This window comes from Veillonella parvula, assembly GCF_042850485.1.
Taxonomy (GTDB): domain Bacteria; phylum Bacillota; class Negativicutes; order Veillonellales; family Veillonellaceae; genus Veillonella; species Veillonella parvula_Q.
In genome coordinates, this window is the sequence record NZ_AP031417.1 from 541,124 (window position 1) to 557,618 (window position 16,495).

8 protein-coding genes, 2 tRNA genes and 3 rRNA genes are annotated in these 16,495 nt (G+C 41.5%); 10 read left to right on the plus strand and 3 right to left on the minus strand.

The window, feature by feature from the left end; translation table 11 throughout:
* The first annotated feature begins 8 nt into the window (after nt 1-8).
* From ACGHIY_RS02315 to ACGHIY_RS02330, 4 genes are all read left to right on the plus strand, one after another.
* On the plus strand, nt 9-1,418 hold the full coding sequence (locus tag ACGHIY_RS02315) for an MATE family efflux transporter (RefSeq protein WP_390525648.1): 1,410 nt from the start codon (nt 9-11) through the stop codon (nt 1,416-1,418).
* 551 nt (nt 1,419-1,969) lie between these two features.
* Nucleotides 1,970-3,007, plus strand: coding sequence for an OmpA family protein (locus ACGHIY_RS02320; protein ID WP_278617854.1), 1,038 nt, complete (start codon nt 1,970-1,972; stop codon nt 3,005-3,007).
* Between the two features lie 226 nt (nt 3,008-3,233).
* Nucleotides 3,234-4,355: an AI-2E family transporter gene (locus ACGHIY_RS02325; RefSeq protein WP_123138480.1), complete on the plus strand. Its 1,122-nt coding sequence runs from the start codon at nt 3,234-3,236 to the stop codon at nt 4,353-4,355.
* Between the two features lie 127 nt (nt 4,356-4,482).
* Nucleotides 4,483-5,139, plus strand: coding sequence for a PepSY domain-containing protein (locus ACGHIY_RS02330; RefSeq protein WP_004692962.1), 657 nt, complete (start codon nt 4,483-4,485; stop codon nt 5,137-5,139).
* Nucleotides 5,140-5,327: 188 nt separating this feature from the next.
* On the opposite strand, the gene ACGHIY_RS02335 is transcribed toward ACGHIY_RS02330, so the two are convergent.
* Nucleotides 5,328-6,845, minus strand: a complete 1,518-nt coding sequence (locus tag ACGHIY_RS02335; RefSeq protein ID WP_287510974.1) for an NAD(P)/FAD-dependent oxidoreductase — start codon at nt 6,843-6,845, stop codon at nt 5,328-5,330.
* Nucleotides 6,846-7,091: 246 nt separating this feature from the next.
* Nucleotides 7,092-8,312: a serine/threonine transporter SstT gene (gene sstT / locus ACGHIY_RS02340; RefSeq protein ID WP_278617857.1), complete on the minus strand. Its 1,221-nt coding sequence runs from the start codon at nt 8,310-8,312 to the stop codon at nt 7,092-7,094.
* Between the two features lie 346 nt (nt 8,313-8,658).
* On the opposite strand from sstT, the gene ACGHIY_RS02345 reads away from it, so the two are divergent.
* On the plus strand, nt 8,659-9,405 hold the full coding sequence (locus tag ACGHIY_RS02345; protein ID WP_077708221.1) for a ubiquinone/menaquinone biosynthesis methyltransferase: 747 nt from the start codon (nt 8,659-8,661) through the stop codon (nt 9,403-9,405).
* Here the strand turns inward: ACGHIY_RS02345 and ACGHIY_RS02350 are convergent.
* Nucleotides 9,386-10,117: an SIMPL domain-containing protein gene (locus ACGHIY_RS02350; RefSeq protein ID WP_278617858.1), complete on the minus strand. Its 732-nt coding sequence runs from the start codon at nt 10,115-10,117 to the stop codon at nt 9,386-9,388. The two genes, ACGHIY_RS02345 and ACGHIY_RS02350, sit on opposite strands and share 20 nt — an antisense overlap.
* Before the next feature lie 548 nt (nt 10,118-10,665).
* Here ACGHIY_RS02350 and ACGHIY_RS02355 point away from each other — a divergent pair.
* From ACGHIY_RS02355 to rrf, 5 genes are all read left to right on the plus strand, one after another.
* A 16S ribosomal RNA gene (locus ACGHIY_RS02355) occupies nt 10,666-12,229 on the plus strand.
* A 151-nt stretch (nt 12,230-12,380) separates the two neighbouring features.
* Nucleotides 12,381-12,457 (plus strand) — tRNA-Ile (locus ACGHIY_RS02360).
* Nucleotides 12,458-12,587: 130 nt separating this feature from the next.
* Nucleotides 12,588-12,663 (plus strand) — tRNA-Ala (locus ACGHIY_RS02365).
* Nucleotides 12,664-13,008: 345 nt separating this feature from the next.
* Nucleotides 13,009-15,943 (plus strand): 23S ribosomal RNA (locus ACGHIY_RS02370).
* Nucleotides 15,944-16,024: 81 nt separating this feature from the next.
* A 5S ribosomal RNA gene (gene rrf / locus ACGHIY_RS02375) occupies nt 16,025-16,141 on the plus strand.
* The 16S, 23S and 5S rRNA genes sit together here with 2 tRNA genes alongside, the layout of an rRNA operon.
* Nucleotides 16,142-16,495: the final 354 nt, after the last annotated feature.

The following is a 16,495-nucleotide window of genomic DNA, read 5'->3' on the forward strand; positions in this document are numbered from 1 at the left end:
GAGATAGGATGTTAGACCGTATACAACGATGGCTTTCAGTAGATACCATGTTGCCTGTTGCAGAACGATTAGGACCTGTAGGAACTACAAAGCAGCTATATGGTAATTATTTAAAAATAACTTGGCCAGCTACATTACAAGGCTTGATGTTACAATTTATGACTGCCATTGATTTGGCGATGGTTGGTGCCTTAGGTGCGTCAGCTCTTGCTTCGGTAGGCATTATGGGTCAACCTGAGATGGTAATGCTCATCTTTTGTCGAGCCTTATCCATTGCTGTGACGGCAATTATAGCTCGTCGTCATGGTGAAGGTGATGTAGATGGTATGAATGCCGTACTCAAGCAATCTATTTTATTGAATTTTTTTATTTATGTACCGTTATTATTGATATGTTTCTTGAATTTAGAGCATATTCTACGTTTTACGGGTGCTGAAGATGGCTATATTGAAACAGCCGTTTGGTATGGTCGTTTCATAGTTATTAGCTTAATATTTCAGTCCTTTAGCCAAATCGTAGGGGCTGCACTCATTGGATATGGTAACACTAAAGTTATTTTTAAATCTAATGTAGTAGGGAATATTTTGAATACGATAATGAATTTCTTCTTGATTTATGGTATTGGTTTCTTCCCTGAACTTGGCGTTATGGGGGCAGGTGTATCCACTATGATCAGTAGTGCTATTATTGCATTATTGTTGTTGCGTACGATTTCACAACATACTTCTACTGGATTAACATTGCGCCATCCGTCGAAATGGACTTTTGAAAGGCCCGTATTACATACAATGTTTCATGTCGGTGGCAGTTCTTTAGGAGAACAGTTCTTTGAGCGGTTCGGTATGTATACATACACTATGATTGTTGCTTCCTTAGGTGCGGTACCTTTAGCAGCACATTACGTATGTATGAATTTAATGGATATATTTTACTATTTTGCGATGGGTCTTGGATTTGCAGGTGCATCACATACGGGGCAAAGTCTGGGACACAAACGACCAGATATTGCACGTACTTATGGTAAAATTGGTGCTCGTATTGGTTTAGTCGTGGGCCTTGTAAGTGCATTAATCTTTATTGGTCCTGGTGATTTTTTAGTACAGTTATATACTCGTGAAAGTGATGTTGTTACACTTTCAGCCACTTTGATGGGCATTATGGCTATCGCTGCATTCCCTCAAGCATTACAGCAAGTGTATTCCGGTGTGTTGAAAGGGGCAGGAGATACATATTACATCATGAAATATTCTCTTGTAAGCGTAGCAATCATTCGTCCTATTATTACTTATTTATTGTGCATTACACTAGGTTTAGGGCTTTTTGGGGCATGGTTATCTTTGTGCTTCGATCAGTCTCTAAGATTATGTTGTTCTTATTTGAGATTTATTCGAGGAACATGGCAACATAAGGTTGTTTAATGAGATGTAAATTCTTTTTCACATTGAAAGTTTTAGAAGGATTCATGAAAAAGAAGTGAATAAACTCTTGTCTATTAAAAATTTTTGATGTACAATACGTAATGTGAAAAAAATGACACATTGGGGAATGTGTTATCTGACCAGAAACTTCTGATTTCACGTATATATGTAAGGGATATACATATGAAATGATAAAAGCTTCCTTAGTGCATAAGGGAGCTTTTATTCGTTCAATTATAGTTAGATCTATTAGTATATATAATAATGATTTTGATGAACTTATAAGACCAGTAATTTTATTATTGTTAGAGAATCTTAAAAAAGATAAATAGTATTATAATTTCGGAATGTAATATGTGCAGAGAATCGCAGTGATTCGGCAATAGAGAGGGTTTAAATATTTATATTTATAATATTTATAGATAGATATAACTAAAAATTCATCAAATATTCATGAAGAATGTTGAATTATATTGAAAAATTGTGTAAAATATAAGCATATTATTACCAAAGCCTAAGTATTATAAGGGCTGTTTTTGGAGGGAATTATAATGAATAAAAAAATATTAGCTTTATTGGCAGTTGCTGCTGTAGGTGTGTCCGTAGCAGGTGCAACTCCTCAAACTCAATTCAATAAAGGTGAGTTTCAAGTTGATCTTGGTGCGTCTGATTCTAAAGCAAAAACTAAAGATTGGACTTCTGATGCAAAATGGAACTTTGATGGTGGTGTAACATACGCTTTCACAGATAAAACAGCGTTGCAATACCAATACCATGGTTTGAACGATAAATATAACGGTATGAGCTATAGTGACAGAATGCAAGAAGTTAATTTGATTCAATCCTTGAACAAAAATTTCGCAGTATATGGCGGTTATGCTCACATTTCTGGTGATACATTCCCTAAAGCAAATAATATTGCTCAATTAGGTGTAATTGGTAAAGCTAACCTTGGCTCCAAAGTAGACGTTTATGGTAAAGCGGGTGTAGGGACTAAGAGAACTACTACTTGGGAAGCAGGTTTAGGTTATAAAGTTAACCAAGACTGGGATATTAATGCAGGGTATCGTTATATCAATACTAAACGTGATGATAAGTCTAATATTTCCTTCCAAGGTCCTGTAGTAGGATTATCTTACCGTTTCGGTGGTCACAAATCCGTAGCTCCTGTATACACTCCAGTGCCAGCTCCTGTATACACTCCGGCTCCAGCTCCTACTGTAGAAGCGCCTGCATATAAAACTCCTAAATTGGATTACTATGTACAATCTATCTACTTTGACTCCGACCAAGATGTTGCTCGTGCAGACCAATATCCAAACTTAACAGCTGCTGTAAATGCTGCTAACCAATATTCTCAAGACCAAGTTAAATTGATGGGTAACGCTGATACTGATGCAAATCCTCAATACAACATTGCTTTGTCTGAACGCCGCGTACAACATGTGGCTCAATATTTAGTTAACCATGGTGTATCTGCCGATCGTCTTATCGGTATTGCTAATGGTGATGTTAAACCAGTTGCAACTAACTCTACAGCAGCAGGTAAAGCTGAAAACCGTCGTGTAGACGTTTATATTCATCGCTAATCTCTAGACTAATCTAGATTAGGCCTACAATAAGTCCACCTTCAATCATGCTCTCTTATTTATCGAGAATTCGAGCATGCGATAAGGTGGACTTTTGTGTTATACTAAAATTGCATACAATCCTAGGTCATACAATGTTCATTATGCTTTGGTAATGTATGCGATGTGAGAATCGTATAGTTATATAGGTGTAGCTTATTAATAGTGTTATGTGAAGTAGGTTATTATGAAAGAATTCAAATATTACAAACAGCTCATAGGAGCTATTATACTAGCGGGCATTATGATTATGATGGCACTACGTATAAGTGATATTGCTAGTGGTCTTGACGCTATCTTTACGGCTTTTGTTCCGCTCATTGTGGGTGCTTGTATTGCTTTCGTATTGGATATTCTAGTCGTTCGTTATGAACGATGGCTATGGCCTAAGTGTGACTCTGGATGGAAGTATAAAATACGTCGCCCGTTGAGTCTTTTGCTATCCTTTGTAACAATTAGTGTTATTGTGTATTTTATTGCTCGGATGGCTTTACCTCAATTGATTCATTCTATGTCGATTATTGTAGCTGCATCACCGCAATTGTATACGGATTTCCAAACATGGATGCAACATATTACAGAAACCATTCCAATGGCGTCGAATCAAACGATTATAGATGCCCTAAGTGGAGAGAATATTGCTAAATATACTCGTGAATGGGGGACAAAAGGTGGCACATATATTGTAAATGCAATGGGCACCGTATTGTCTTGGACTTTGAACATAGGTCTTGGCTTAATTTTTGCTGTTTATATGTTGCTTGATAAGGAACGCCTTATGTTACAAGGTAAACGTATATTAAAGGCATATGCATCAGATGAGTGGGTAAATCGAGTTAGTTATGTAACTCGCGTAGCAGTTCAAACATTCAGCAATTTTTTTGTAGGTCAGTTTATAGATGCCTTGGTTCTAGGCGTGATGGTAGGAATTACTTTATGGCTATTTAATATTGAATATGCTACAACGATTGCCTGTGTAATTGGTCTAACTGGATTGATTCCACTATTAGGTATTTATGTTGGTGGTATCATTGGAGCCGTTATGCTACTTACTGTTAGCCCTATGGATGCTCTCATCTATGTAATTATTTTAGAGGTACTTCATCAAATTGAAAGTAACTTTATTTATCCTAAAATTGTAGGTAACTCTGTTGGATTACCAGGTTTGTGGGTATTTGCTGCTGTTATCGTAGGCGGTAGTTTGATGGGGGTTACTGGTATGTTGATCGGTGTACCTTTAGTGGCTACATGCTATAAATTGATTATGACTGATGTAGATGGACGACTTGCATCTAATGAAGGTTTATAGTATATTGTCTAAATGATATGACTATTTACATATTTTTCGTGTTGCTGAATATAGCATGAACTTATAGAAATTCTAGTGTACTAATAGTTTGATTAATAGAAGCATAGTATCTAGTAGGAGGATTATAATGAATAAAAAGTTGATTTCTATGGCATTAACGGGGGTATTAGCAGTGGGCATGTTATCCGTTGCTACACCAAGTGTGGCAGATGCACGCAAAACAAAGCCTGAAACAAGTACGGATATTTCTGTAAAACGTGCACCTGGCGAGTCCATAGTTATGACTATGAGCCAAATTGGAACTATTTTTCAAAATCGCTATCCAAATGCGGCGCTTCATTCTGTAGAGCTCAACTCTAATGACTTGAACTATGGTTATAAAGTAGTTGGTTATAGTAAGTATCATCAGTACAAGATGAAAATTGACGTAATCACTGGTAATGCTTCTGATATGGAAGAGGGGGGCAAACCTAAGAAAGTTATTGGTGAGATTTTCAATAAAGATAAAGTTATTGAATCAACACAAGCAGAACGTGTTGCAAAACAACAACTTGGAAATGATGCTGTTATGAAGGGCTGGAAAATTGAAGCTCATAATGGTAAAGTTTTATACTATGTGACTATGCATCAAGATGGTAAAAAAGTAGTTGTTACAGTAGATGCTGAGACAGGTGCTTATGTAGAACAATCTAAATCCTATAAATTACCACCTGAGCCAGATCAAGGCTTTGATGGTCGTAAAACAAATCTCGTTTGGGGTTCTGATATAGATATGGGCCGCTAACCTATCTATTGATGATTAATAAGAAAAGAGCCGAAGGCAATGCCTTTGGCTCTTTTTTGCGATTCCGATACTATAAAATATCGGTTGATAGTGCTCTTATGTTAGAATATTTTTTTACAATAGATATGTTTGCAACAAAAGGACTGCGCCTAGGTTTAGTCCTTTTATTATTTATAACTATAGTTGTATTACCAACGATTTTCGTAGTACACTTGTGTCCACATGATAACCTCGACGAGGGATGGATGTGGGCTCATAGTTTCGCCTACAGTGATAACGGATCTAGGGTCCATTTCACGAGTAATACCTTTTTCACGTAAACGTTTAGTGCGTTCAGAAGCGATTTCTTCATTGATGGCTGTCAACGGAGTTACACCACTATTCATAAGGTTCACATAAGGCTGGAAGAGGATAGAGGCTTGAGGACCTACGACATGCATACCAAGGATATGGTTGGTGTCTTTATCTACTACAATTTTTACAAAGCCATCGTTTACATCTCCAGGGTTGATACCCATTGCATAGCCTTTTGCAGTGGAGGAGTAGAAGTTCTTCCCAACCCCTACATTGTAACCTGCTTTGATAGCTTCTGCCTCTGTGAGACCTACACTACCAATTTCAGGATAGGAGAATGTAACCTTAGGTAATGTATCATACCTTGCCCAACGGTAATCCTCTTCACTTGTTGCATAGAAGAGATTGTGAGCAATGATATCTGCTTCGTAGTTTGCACGGTGACGGAATGCAGGTTCACCATTTACATCACCTAAAGCGTAGATACCATCAACGGATGTTTCTAAGAATTCATTAGTTTTAATCCAGCCTTTAGGCCATGTTTCGATACCAGTATTTTCAAGGTGAAGCTCTTCCACAGCTGGACGGATACCTGCAGCTACAAGGATTTCTTCAACTTTAGTTTCTGTAATTTGGCCAGTAGTACGATCTTTAGTAACTACCACTTTAAGGCCATCTTCTTGACGGATTTCAACAGTGTCTTGGTTTAGAAGTACGTTAATACCACGTTCTCTGTAGTTGTTAAGCAAGTGTTCCGATATATCTGCATCTTCTTTAGGAACTAAACGTACATTATGTTGTAGAATTGTTACTTTTGTACCAGCGGAATCAAATACATGAGCGAACTCAACACCAATCGGACCCGCACCAAGTACAGCAAGGGATTTATATGGCTGTTTAGGGAATTTATCACCAAAGAGACTTTCACTAGTAAGGAACCCTGATTCTTGAAGACCTGGTACATTAGGTACATTACTATAGCCACCAGTACCAAGGATAATTGTAGGCGCTGTAATTTCTACAATGCCAGACCCATCGTTAAGATGGATGTTCATCACTTTATCAGATACAAAGCTTGCTGCACCACGATACACATCTACGTTGTCATAGGCATTGTAATAATCATAGATGCCTGCAGATTCGTCAATTTTATGCCAAGTACGCTTGGACACAGTATGCCAGTCCATAGTAGCAGGTCCAACGTTAACGCCAATTTTTTTGAATTCTTTTGTTTCTTGAATTGCATTAGCTGCTGTAACCATAACTTTTGTAGGAATACAACCGCGAGTTAGACATGTACCACCAAATTTACCTTTTTCTATGATTGCCACTTTAAGGCCTTTTTTGAGCGCAGCATCAGCTACGATGGTTGCGCCGCCTGTACCAACTACAATAATATCGTATTGTTTCATGTTGATTCCTTCCTATATATCTACTAATAGTTATTATCATTAACTATATTATACCACTACATTGAAGAAAATTAATATAGTTTGTTAGTGATTGGTGAAAGTTTATATTTAGTTGATCCAAATACATAATATTATTTCCAGAAAATTAAGAGGCGCGGATATATGTAACTTTCACAAAGTCCTATAAAAGAATGTACAATTAGTTTACAAAAAAAAGACGGCCCCAAAGGACCGTCTAAAAAAATTTTAGTTCCAATCTTGATGATAACCGCGTTTTGCATAATCAGCAGTAGCAGTGAAGAGGATATCTGTGCTAGAGTTAAGTGCAGTTTCCGTGGAATCTTGTAATACGCCGATAATAAAGCCTACGCCTACAACTTGCATTGCTACATCATTGGATATACCGAATAGGGAACAAGCCAATGGAATGAGTAACAAGGAACCGCCTGCAACACCGGAAGCCCCACATGCACCAATAGTGGCAATAACAGATAATAGGATTGCGGTAGGAATATCTACAACGATACCTAATGTATGCGCCGCAGCTAATGTCATGATTGTGATTGTAATTGCTGCACCACCCATATTGATTGTAGCTCCTAATGGAATGGATACGGAATACATATCTGGATTAAGTTTCAATCGTTTGGCTAAATCAAGGTTTACGGGAATGTTTGCAGCAGAACTACGTGTAAAGAACGCATAGATTGCAGATTCTCGTAAGCATTTGAATACCAATGGGTATGGATTACGACGAAGGTAAATAAAGGATAAAATTGGATTGATTACTAGTGCTACAAAGATCATAGAACCAAGTAATAATACGAGTAATTGAAAGTACCCAATCAAGGCTTCGATGCCGTTAGTAGCAATGGATTCTGCTACAAGGCCCATAATACCAAGAGGGGCGAATCGAATGATCCAACCTACTACAGTAGTAATAGCTTGTGCAATGGACTCCATAACTTCCTTCGTATTCATCGGTGCATGGCGTAAAGCACCACCAATGATAAGTGCCCAACCTAAAATACCGATGTAGTTAGCAGTCATTAATGCTTTTACAGGATTATCAACTACATTTTTTAGTAATGTTGTCATAACCTCTACGATACCTTGAGGTGGTGCGGCATCGGCTGCACCTGTTGCTAGGTGTAATGTAGTAGGGAAAAAGAAACTTACGATTACTGCTAAAGCCGCAGATAGGAATGTACCTAGTAAATATAAGGTTATAACAGAGCCCATACCTGTTTTTTGTCCAGAGCGATGTTTACTAATCGCAGCAATTACTAAGAAAAATACGAGGATAGGGGCGATACCTTTTAGCGCTCCAACGAAGAGGACTCCTAATAAAGCAAGTTCATTGGCCACATCGGGCACATAAAGAGCAGTTAAAATACCAATAATCAAACCTATGATAATTTGTTGGATTAGACTGACTCTATTGATTGATTTTACAAATCGATTCATAGTACACTCCAATACTTATATAAAAACAAATAAAATCCCATGATAAAGTATCCTTTCAACATGGACATATGTCATTATACAACGAACATGAAATGGTGGCAATAGATATTATAATCGATAGTCGTATATATTTATTATGAATATAGGTAAAAAATAGATATGTGTGTTTAGTTTTATATTATGTAGCGGAAAATACTAAATACCAGTGTTTTTAGTAGGTATGTATATATTACATAGTCACTATATAGAGTATATATATTAGGATTCTTTTTAGCGTTCCTATAGTGTGGTATACTATGCCATATATAATTCTTGAACATAGTTCTTGATTTGTGAAAGGTCCATAATGAATACTAAAGAATTTAAAACGTATGCAGATAAAGAGAAATTTGTACAAGGCGTTTTTTCTAATATTGCAAAAAACTATGACTTAATGAATACGGTGTTAAGCTTTGGACAAGATTATTTTTGGCGTAAATTCTCTGTAAAAGCGATGAATATCGGTCCTCACCAATATGTACTTGATGTGGCATGTGGCACTTGTGTATTTACGAAGGAAGCATTATGTCAAGAGCCCACTTTGAAGGTAGAGGCATTAGATTTTAATAGTGAAATGTTAAATCAAGGTCGTGTTCGTATTGAGGCTGCTGGTTTACTTAATCAAGTAAATTTAGTACAAGGTGATGCCATGGCCTTACCATATGAGGATAATACATTTGATGCTGCAATGAGTGGCTTTGCAATGCGAAATGTTCCAGATATTAAGCAGGTATTGTCTGAAATGCAACGCGTGGTAAAACCAGGGGGGAAGGTTGTGGTGTTAGAACTTGCAAAACCAAGTATGTTTGGGTTTAAACAGTTATATAACTTCTATTTTTCATATATATTGCCTATTATAGGAAAATTGAGCAAAGATAACTCTTCCTATGCCTGGCTTCCAGAATCTTTACGTAGATACCCTCATCAAAGTGAGATTTTAGAAATCTGGAAATCTCTAGGATATGAAAATGCCACCTATCATGAATTGACAGGCGGCATTGTAGCTGTACACGAAGGTGTGGTACCGGAAAATTCTATTGTAGATAATAAGTGATGTTAGCGTCTTGGGAAACTATTAAAGAGCCTTTTTCTACAGGTGTAGCAGTTTCGAGAGCTGCTTTTAGCATTACTGGGTTACGATAGTAACCAGAGTCCATTGTGCTAGTTTCAGTTGTGCTAATGGAAACAGTTTTTACTGGTCCCAATGTACGACCGAGGGCAGCTGCGATAACTTCTGCTTTATGGCGACCGTTTTGAATCGCTTCTGTAGTTAAAGAATCAGATAATTGTTGAGACACATCATTTTGGAATGAAAGGTTGTTGATGTCGTTAGCACCAGCGCTAACAGCGGCATCGACAACCTTTCCTACGTTATCAAGGTTATTGATCTTAACTGTTACATGATTTGATACATTGTAACCTGTATTGATGCGTTTGCCGTCTTGATAGTCACTCGTTGGATTGATGGAAATGCTAGATGTATAGATGTCTTTTTTGGCAACACCTAAGTTAGCTAATTGACTAATTAAATTACTCATAATACGATCATTATTAGATTTTGCAGCATTGATATTGGTATTTTGGCTTGTAATACCAAGGGTTAAAATCGCATAGTTAGGTGCTACAGATCGAGACGATTGACCAGTAATATTAATTTCTGAAGTATCAAATGTGCCCTGTGGTGCAGCTAATGTGGTAGTTCCCATAGTAGCACATATAGTAGCTATAGCTACAGCTTTTGATAATAAATGTTTTGATAGTTTCATACTCAATCTCCTTACAATAATGTAATATTCATATTGGTAAACGCTTATAAAAGAAAACTAATTTGTGCTGAAAGTTCTTTATTACAGCTACATTTACATTGTACATGATTAATTGTGTAAAATCAATAATTAGGTTTATAGTTAAAAATGAAAATAAAATGAAGATTTTGTAAAATTGAGAATTGGGGGTTGCGATTATATTTTCATTGTACTATAATATGCATACAGTCGTTTGAGCGGCTGTTTCTTAATGAGTGTAGCAATACACTTAGAGGTTTAAAATGAACTTCAAAAAAGATTATAAAATGTGTTGACATGAAAGTGGTCATAATGTTATTATAATCAAGTCGTCAATTACGACAGTACTTAATAATGAAGTAGTGCAAATTGATAACAGATCTTTGAAAACTGAACAATGATAGGTAATCAATCAAAACGATTGAACATATGCCAGAGTGCGGGTTTTGACATAGTCAAAACCAACCATAATTCAAAGTTACTTAAAAGTAACGACAACAAATAATGAGCTATTCAAATAGCTTCAAGATATCTTGGAGAGTTTGATCCTGGCTCAGGACGAACGCTGGCGGCGTGCTTAACACATGCAAGTCGAACGAAGAGCGATGGAAGCTTGCTTCTATCAATCTTAGTGGCGAACGGGTGAGTAACGCGTAATCAACCTGCCCTTCAGAGGGGGACAACAGTTGGAAACGACTGCTAATACCGCATACGATCTAATCTCGGCATCGAGGATAGATGAAAGGTGGCCTCTACATGTAAGCTATCACTGAAGGAGGGGATTGCGTCTGATTAGCTAGTTGGAGGGGTAACGGCCCACCAAGGCGATGATCAGTAGCCGGTCTGAGAGGATGAACGGCCACATTGGGACTGAGACACGGCCCAGACTCCTACGGGAGGCAGCAGTGGGGAATCTTCCGCAATGGACGAAAGTCTGACGGAGCAACGCCGCGTGAGTGATGACGGCCTTCGGGTTGTAAAGCTCTGTTAATCGGGACGAAAGGCCTTCTTGCGAATAGTGAGAAGGATTGACGGTACCGGAATAGAAAGCCACGGCTAACTACGTGCCAGCAGCCGCGGTAATACGTAGGTGGCAAGCGTTGTCCGGAATTATTGGGCGTAAAGCGCGCGCAGGCGGATAGGTCAGTCTGTCTTAAAAGTTCGGGGCTTAACCCCGTGATGGGATGGAAACTGCCAATCTAGAGTATCGGAGAGGAAAGTGGAATTCCTAGTGTAGCGGTGAAATGCGTAGATATTAGGAAGAACACCAGTGGCGAAGGCGACTTTCTGGACGAAAACTGACGCTGAGGCGCGAAAGCCAGGGGAGCGAACGGGATTAGATACCCCGGTAGTCCTGGCCGTAAACGATGGGTACTAGGTGTAGGAGGTATCGACCCCTTCTGTGCCGGAGTTAACGCAATAAGTACCCCGCCTGGGGAGTACGACCGCAAGGTTGAAACTCAAAGGAATTGACGGGGGCCCGCACAAGCGGTGGAGTATGTGGTTTAATTCGACGCAACGCGAAGAACCTTACCAGGTCTTGACATTGATGGACAGAACCAGAGATGGTTCCTCTTCTTCGGAAGCCAGAAAACAGGTGGTGCACGGTTGTCGTCAGCTCGTGTCGTGAGATGTTGGGTTAAGTCCCGCAACGAGCGCAACCCCTATCTTATGTTGCCAGCACGTAAAGGTGGGAACTCATGAGAGACTGCCGCAGACAATGCGGAGGAAGGCGGGGATGACGTCAAATCATCATGCCCCTTATGACCTGGGCTACACACGTACTACAATGGGAGTTAATAGACGGAAGCGAGATCGCGAGATGGAGCAAACCCGAGAAACACTCTCTCAGTTCGGATCGTAGGCTGCAACTCGCCTACGTGAAGTCGGAATCGCTAGTAATCGCAGGTCAGCATACTGCGGTGAATACGTTCCCGGGCCTTGTACACACCGCCCGTCACACCACGAAAGTCGGAAGTGCCCAAAGCCGGTGGGGTAACCTTCGGGAGCCAGCCGTCTAAGGTAAAGTCGATGATTGGGGTGAAGTCGTAACAAGGTAGCCGTATCGGAAGGTGCGGCTGGATCACCTCCTTTCTAGGGAGACATACACCGAGCCAAGAGCTTGGATGTCACTTAGGTCGACGCTTTGGCGAGTAAGTAGACGTAGCATAAGCGCTAGCTGTACTTACACACTTATCATTGTTTGGTTTTGAGAGATCTGTAAAGACTCTCAATCTACAGATATGGGCCTATAGCTCAGCTGGTTAGAGCGCACGCCTGATAAGCGTGAGGTCGGTGGTTCGAGTCCACCTAGGCCCACCAGTTGGCTCATATAACTTGAAATACACTTTTGTGTAGAGTACAGACATTAAGAGCTAAAATAATAGGAAAAGCTTATAAAAGATAACGGATTCTTCGGAATGGATTATCGAGACTTAAGTGAACCCATTACGGGGGCGTAGCTCAGTTGGGAGAGCACCTGCCTTGCAAGCAGGGGGTCAGGAGTTCGAATCTCCTCGTCTCCACCATTTAGTATTTGACAGCGAGTCTGTGATATACTAATTGTTTGTTCTTTGAAAACTGCATAGAAGAATTAATATATATTTGTAAGGTCATCTCTTAGAATTTCTAAGTAGGTTGACCCGAGCACATAGGAAATAATTCTCTGACTTAATGGTGACGTACATGAAAATGTACGGCTACAAAAAACGACAATGTATCTAATGCATGTCAATAAAATCTAAAAATAGATTTTCGTCAGAATTTGATGGATAACGAGGCGTGCCAGTGAGGGAATGTCGCCGCGTACTTATGTACGCAAGACAAACCGAACGCAGCACAACGAAGTTAGCCGCAAATTATGGCGTAAAATAAGTAAAGATTTTAAGGGCGTACGGTGGATGCCTTGGCGATATCAGCCGAAGAAGGACGCGGTAAGCTGCGATAAGCTACGGAGAGGTGCAAGCAACCTGTGACCCGTAGATTTCCGAATGGGGGAACCCGGCAGTGGTTATGCACTGTCACCCATACCTTTGAGTATGAGGAGGGCACCCGGGGAACTGAAACATCTAATTACCCGGAGGAACAGTAATCAAACGAGATTTTCTTAGTAGCGGCGAGCGAACGGGAAAGAGGCCAAACCGGAGCGGGCAACCGCACCGGGGTTGAGGACAGTCATCAAGTGTAAATGAGGTAGAAGAATCGAGCTGGAAAGCTCAGCCGCAGAAGGTGAAAGCCCTGTAATTGAAACCTTGCATACACGGGACTGTATCCAGAGTACCACGAGACACGTGAAACCTTGTGGGAAGCAGGGGGGACCACCCTCCAAGCCAAAATACTGATATCGACCGATAGCGCATAGTACCGTGAGGGAAAGGTGAAAAGAACCCCTGGCGGGGAGTGAAAGAGAACCTGAAACCGTATGTCTACAAACAGTCGAAGTCTGTATATATATCAGGACGACGGCGTGCCTATTGAAGAATGAACCGACGAGTTACTGTTGCTAGCGAGGTTAAGTGGAAAACATGGAGCCGCAGCGAAAGCGAGTCTGAACAGGGCGTTCAGTTAGTAATAGTAGACCCGAAACCGTAGTGATCTATCCATGGCCAGGTTGAAGCACAGGTAAAATTGTGTGGAGGACCGAACTCGTGAGCGTTGAAAAGCTTTGGGATGAGTTGTGGATAGGGGTGAAATGCCAATCGAACACGGAGATAGCTGGTTCTCCCCGAAATAGCTTTAGGGCTAGCCTCGAGGTAGAGAGTATAGGCGGTAGAGCACTGATCGGGCTAGGGGCCATACCGGTTACCGAACCTAGTCAAACTACGAATGGCTATACTTATACTCGGGAGTCAGACAGTGAATGATAAGGTCCATTGTCAAGAGGGAAACAGCCCAGAACACCGACTAAGGTCCCCAATGTTACACTAAGTGGCGAAGGATGTGGAATTTCCAAAACAACCAGGATGTTGGCTTAGAAGCAGCCACCATTTAAAGAGTGCGTAATAGCTCACTGGTCGAGAGACTCTGCGCCGAAAATGTCCGGGGCTAAAGTGTAAAACCGAAGTCGTGTCATATGCAGCAATGTATATGGGTAGGGGAGCGTTCTCATCGGGCTGAAGCAGTACCGTAAGGAGTTGTGGACTGATGAGAAGTGAGAATGTCGGTATGAGTAGCGAAAAGAATGGTGAGAATCCATTCCACCGAAAGCCTAAGGGTTCCTGAGCAACGATCGTCGTCTCAGGGTAAGTCGGGACCTAAGCCGAGGCGGAAAAGCGTAGGCGATGGACAACAGGTTGAAATTCCTGTACCGGTGTGAATCGTTTGAGCGATGGAGTGACACAGTAAGGTAGGTCAGCACGCGATTGGAAGAGCGTGTTTAAGCAGGTAGGTTGAGCTATAGGCAAATCCGTAGTTCTAAAAGCTGAGATGTGATGACGAGCGACTAGCAATAGTCGCGAAGTGATTGATCCTACACTGTCGAGAAAAGCTTCTAGGTAGAGACACATCGCCCGTACCAAAACCGACACAGGTAGGCGGGGAGAGAATCCTAAGGTGCGCGGGAAAACCCTCGTTAAGGAACTCGGCAAAATGCCTCCGTAACTTCGGGAAAAGGAGGACTCATGTAGTGTGAAGAGCAGAAGCGCTTGGAGCATGAATGAGTGGCACAAGAGAGGCGCAAGCGACTGTTTACCACAAACACAGGTGCCTGCTAAAGCGAAAGCTGATGTATAGGTGCTGACACCTGCCCGGTGCTGGAAGGTTAAGAGGAGGGGTTAGACTTCGGTCGAAGCTCTGAATTGAAGCCCCAGTAAACGGCGGCCGTAACTATAACGGTCCTAAGGTAGCGAAATTCCTTGTCGGGTAAGTTCCGACCCGCACGAAAGGTGTAACGACTTGCGCACTGTCTCAACGAGGGACCCGGTGAAATTGAAGTACCTGTGAAGATGCAGGTTACCCGCGACTGGACAGAAAGACCCCATGGAGCTTTACTGCAACCTAAGATTGAACTTAGTTAATGAATGTACAGGATAGGTGGGAGACGGAGAACCTAGGACGCCAGTTTTAGGGGAGTCGCTGTTGGGATACCACCCTTTCATTAATTGATTTCTAACGGGCCGAGTAACGACCGGCCGGACAGTCTTAGGCGGGCAGTTTGACTGGGGCGGTCGCCTCCAAAAGAGTAACGGAGGCGCCCAAAGGTTCCCTCAGAGCGGACGGAAATCGCTCGAAGAGTGTAAAGGCAGAAGGGAGCTTGACTGCGAGACGGACAGGTCGAGCAGGGACGAAAGTCGGGCTTAGTGATCCGGTGGTGCCGAGTGGAAGGGCCATCGCTCAACGGATAAAAGCTACCCTGGGGATAACAGGCTAATCTCTCCCAAGAGTCCATATCGACGGGGAGGTTTGGCACCTCGATGTCGGCTCATCACATCCTGGGGCTGAAGTAGGTCCCAAGGGTTCGGCTGTTCGCCGATTAAAGTGGTACGTGAGCTGGGTTCAGAACGTCGTGAGACAGTTCGGTCCCTATCCATCGCGGGCGTAAGAAACTTGAAGGGGGCTGCTCCTAGTACGAGAGGACCGGAGTGGACGAACCGCTGGTGTACCAATTATCCTGCCAAGGGTACAGTTGGGTAGCTACGTTCGGGACGGATAAACGCTGAAAGCATCTAAGCGTGAAACCAGCCTTGAGATGAGGTTTCTCATAGCGTAAGCTAGTAAGATCCCATGTAGACGACATGGTAGATAGGCCAGGTGTGGAAGAGCCGTGAGGTTTGGAGCTGACTGGTACTAATCGATCGAGGGCTTTACTTAAGCAACGTAAAACATTAAGCAGAATGTGCAATAAATATATATATACTTCTATGTGGTTTTCAGAGTACAAACTCTGACAGATTCAGTGGCGATGGCTATGAGGATCCACCTGTTCCCATCTCGAACACAGTAGTTAAGCTCATAAACGCCGAAAGTACTTGGCTGGAGACGGCCTGGGAGGATAGGAAGCTGCTGATTGAAGCAAAGGCACACCTGAGGGTGTGTCTTTTTTTTGTATAGCTTCCTATCCTCCCAGGGGACCTGGTAAGCAGGGCAGTAGAAGATGGAGGAGTGAAACGACGACAGATTCACTGCATCGCTTAGTTCGGAGCGTAAGATGGATATGTAGCGCAGCTACATAGGTCCTTCCACAGCGACGAACACCCCGTATCCTGGAGCAAAGAACCGTACATAAGAACTCGCTGATTAACGAAATAGAGGGTCAACCCTATAAAGGGTTGGCCCTCTATTTTTGTGCTCTAACGAGCACATTCTAATTCCTTCTAGAGCCGTTTTCAGCCAAGGTTGTAGAAGTATTGTCTATGTGTATTG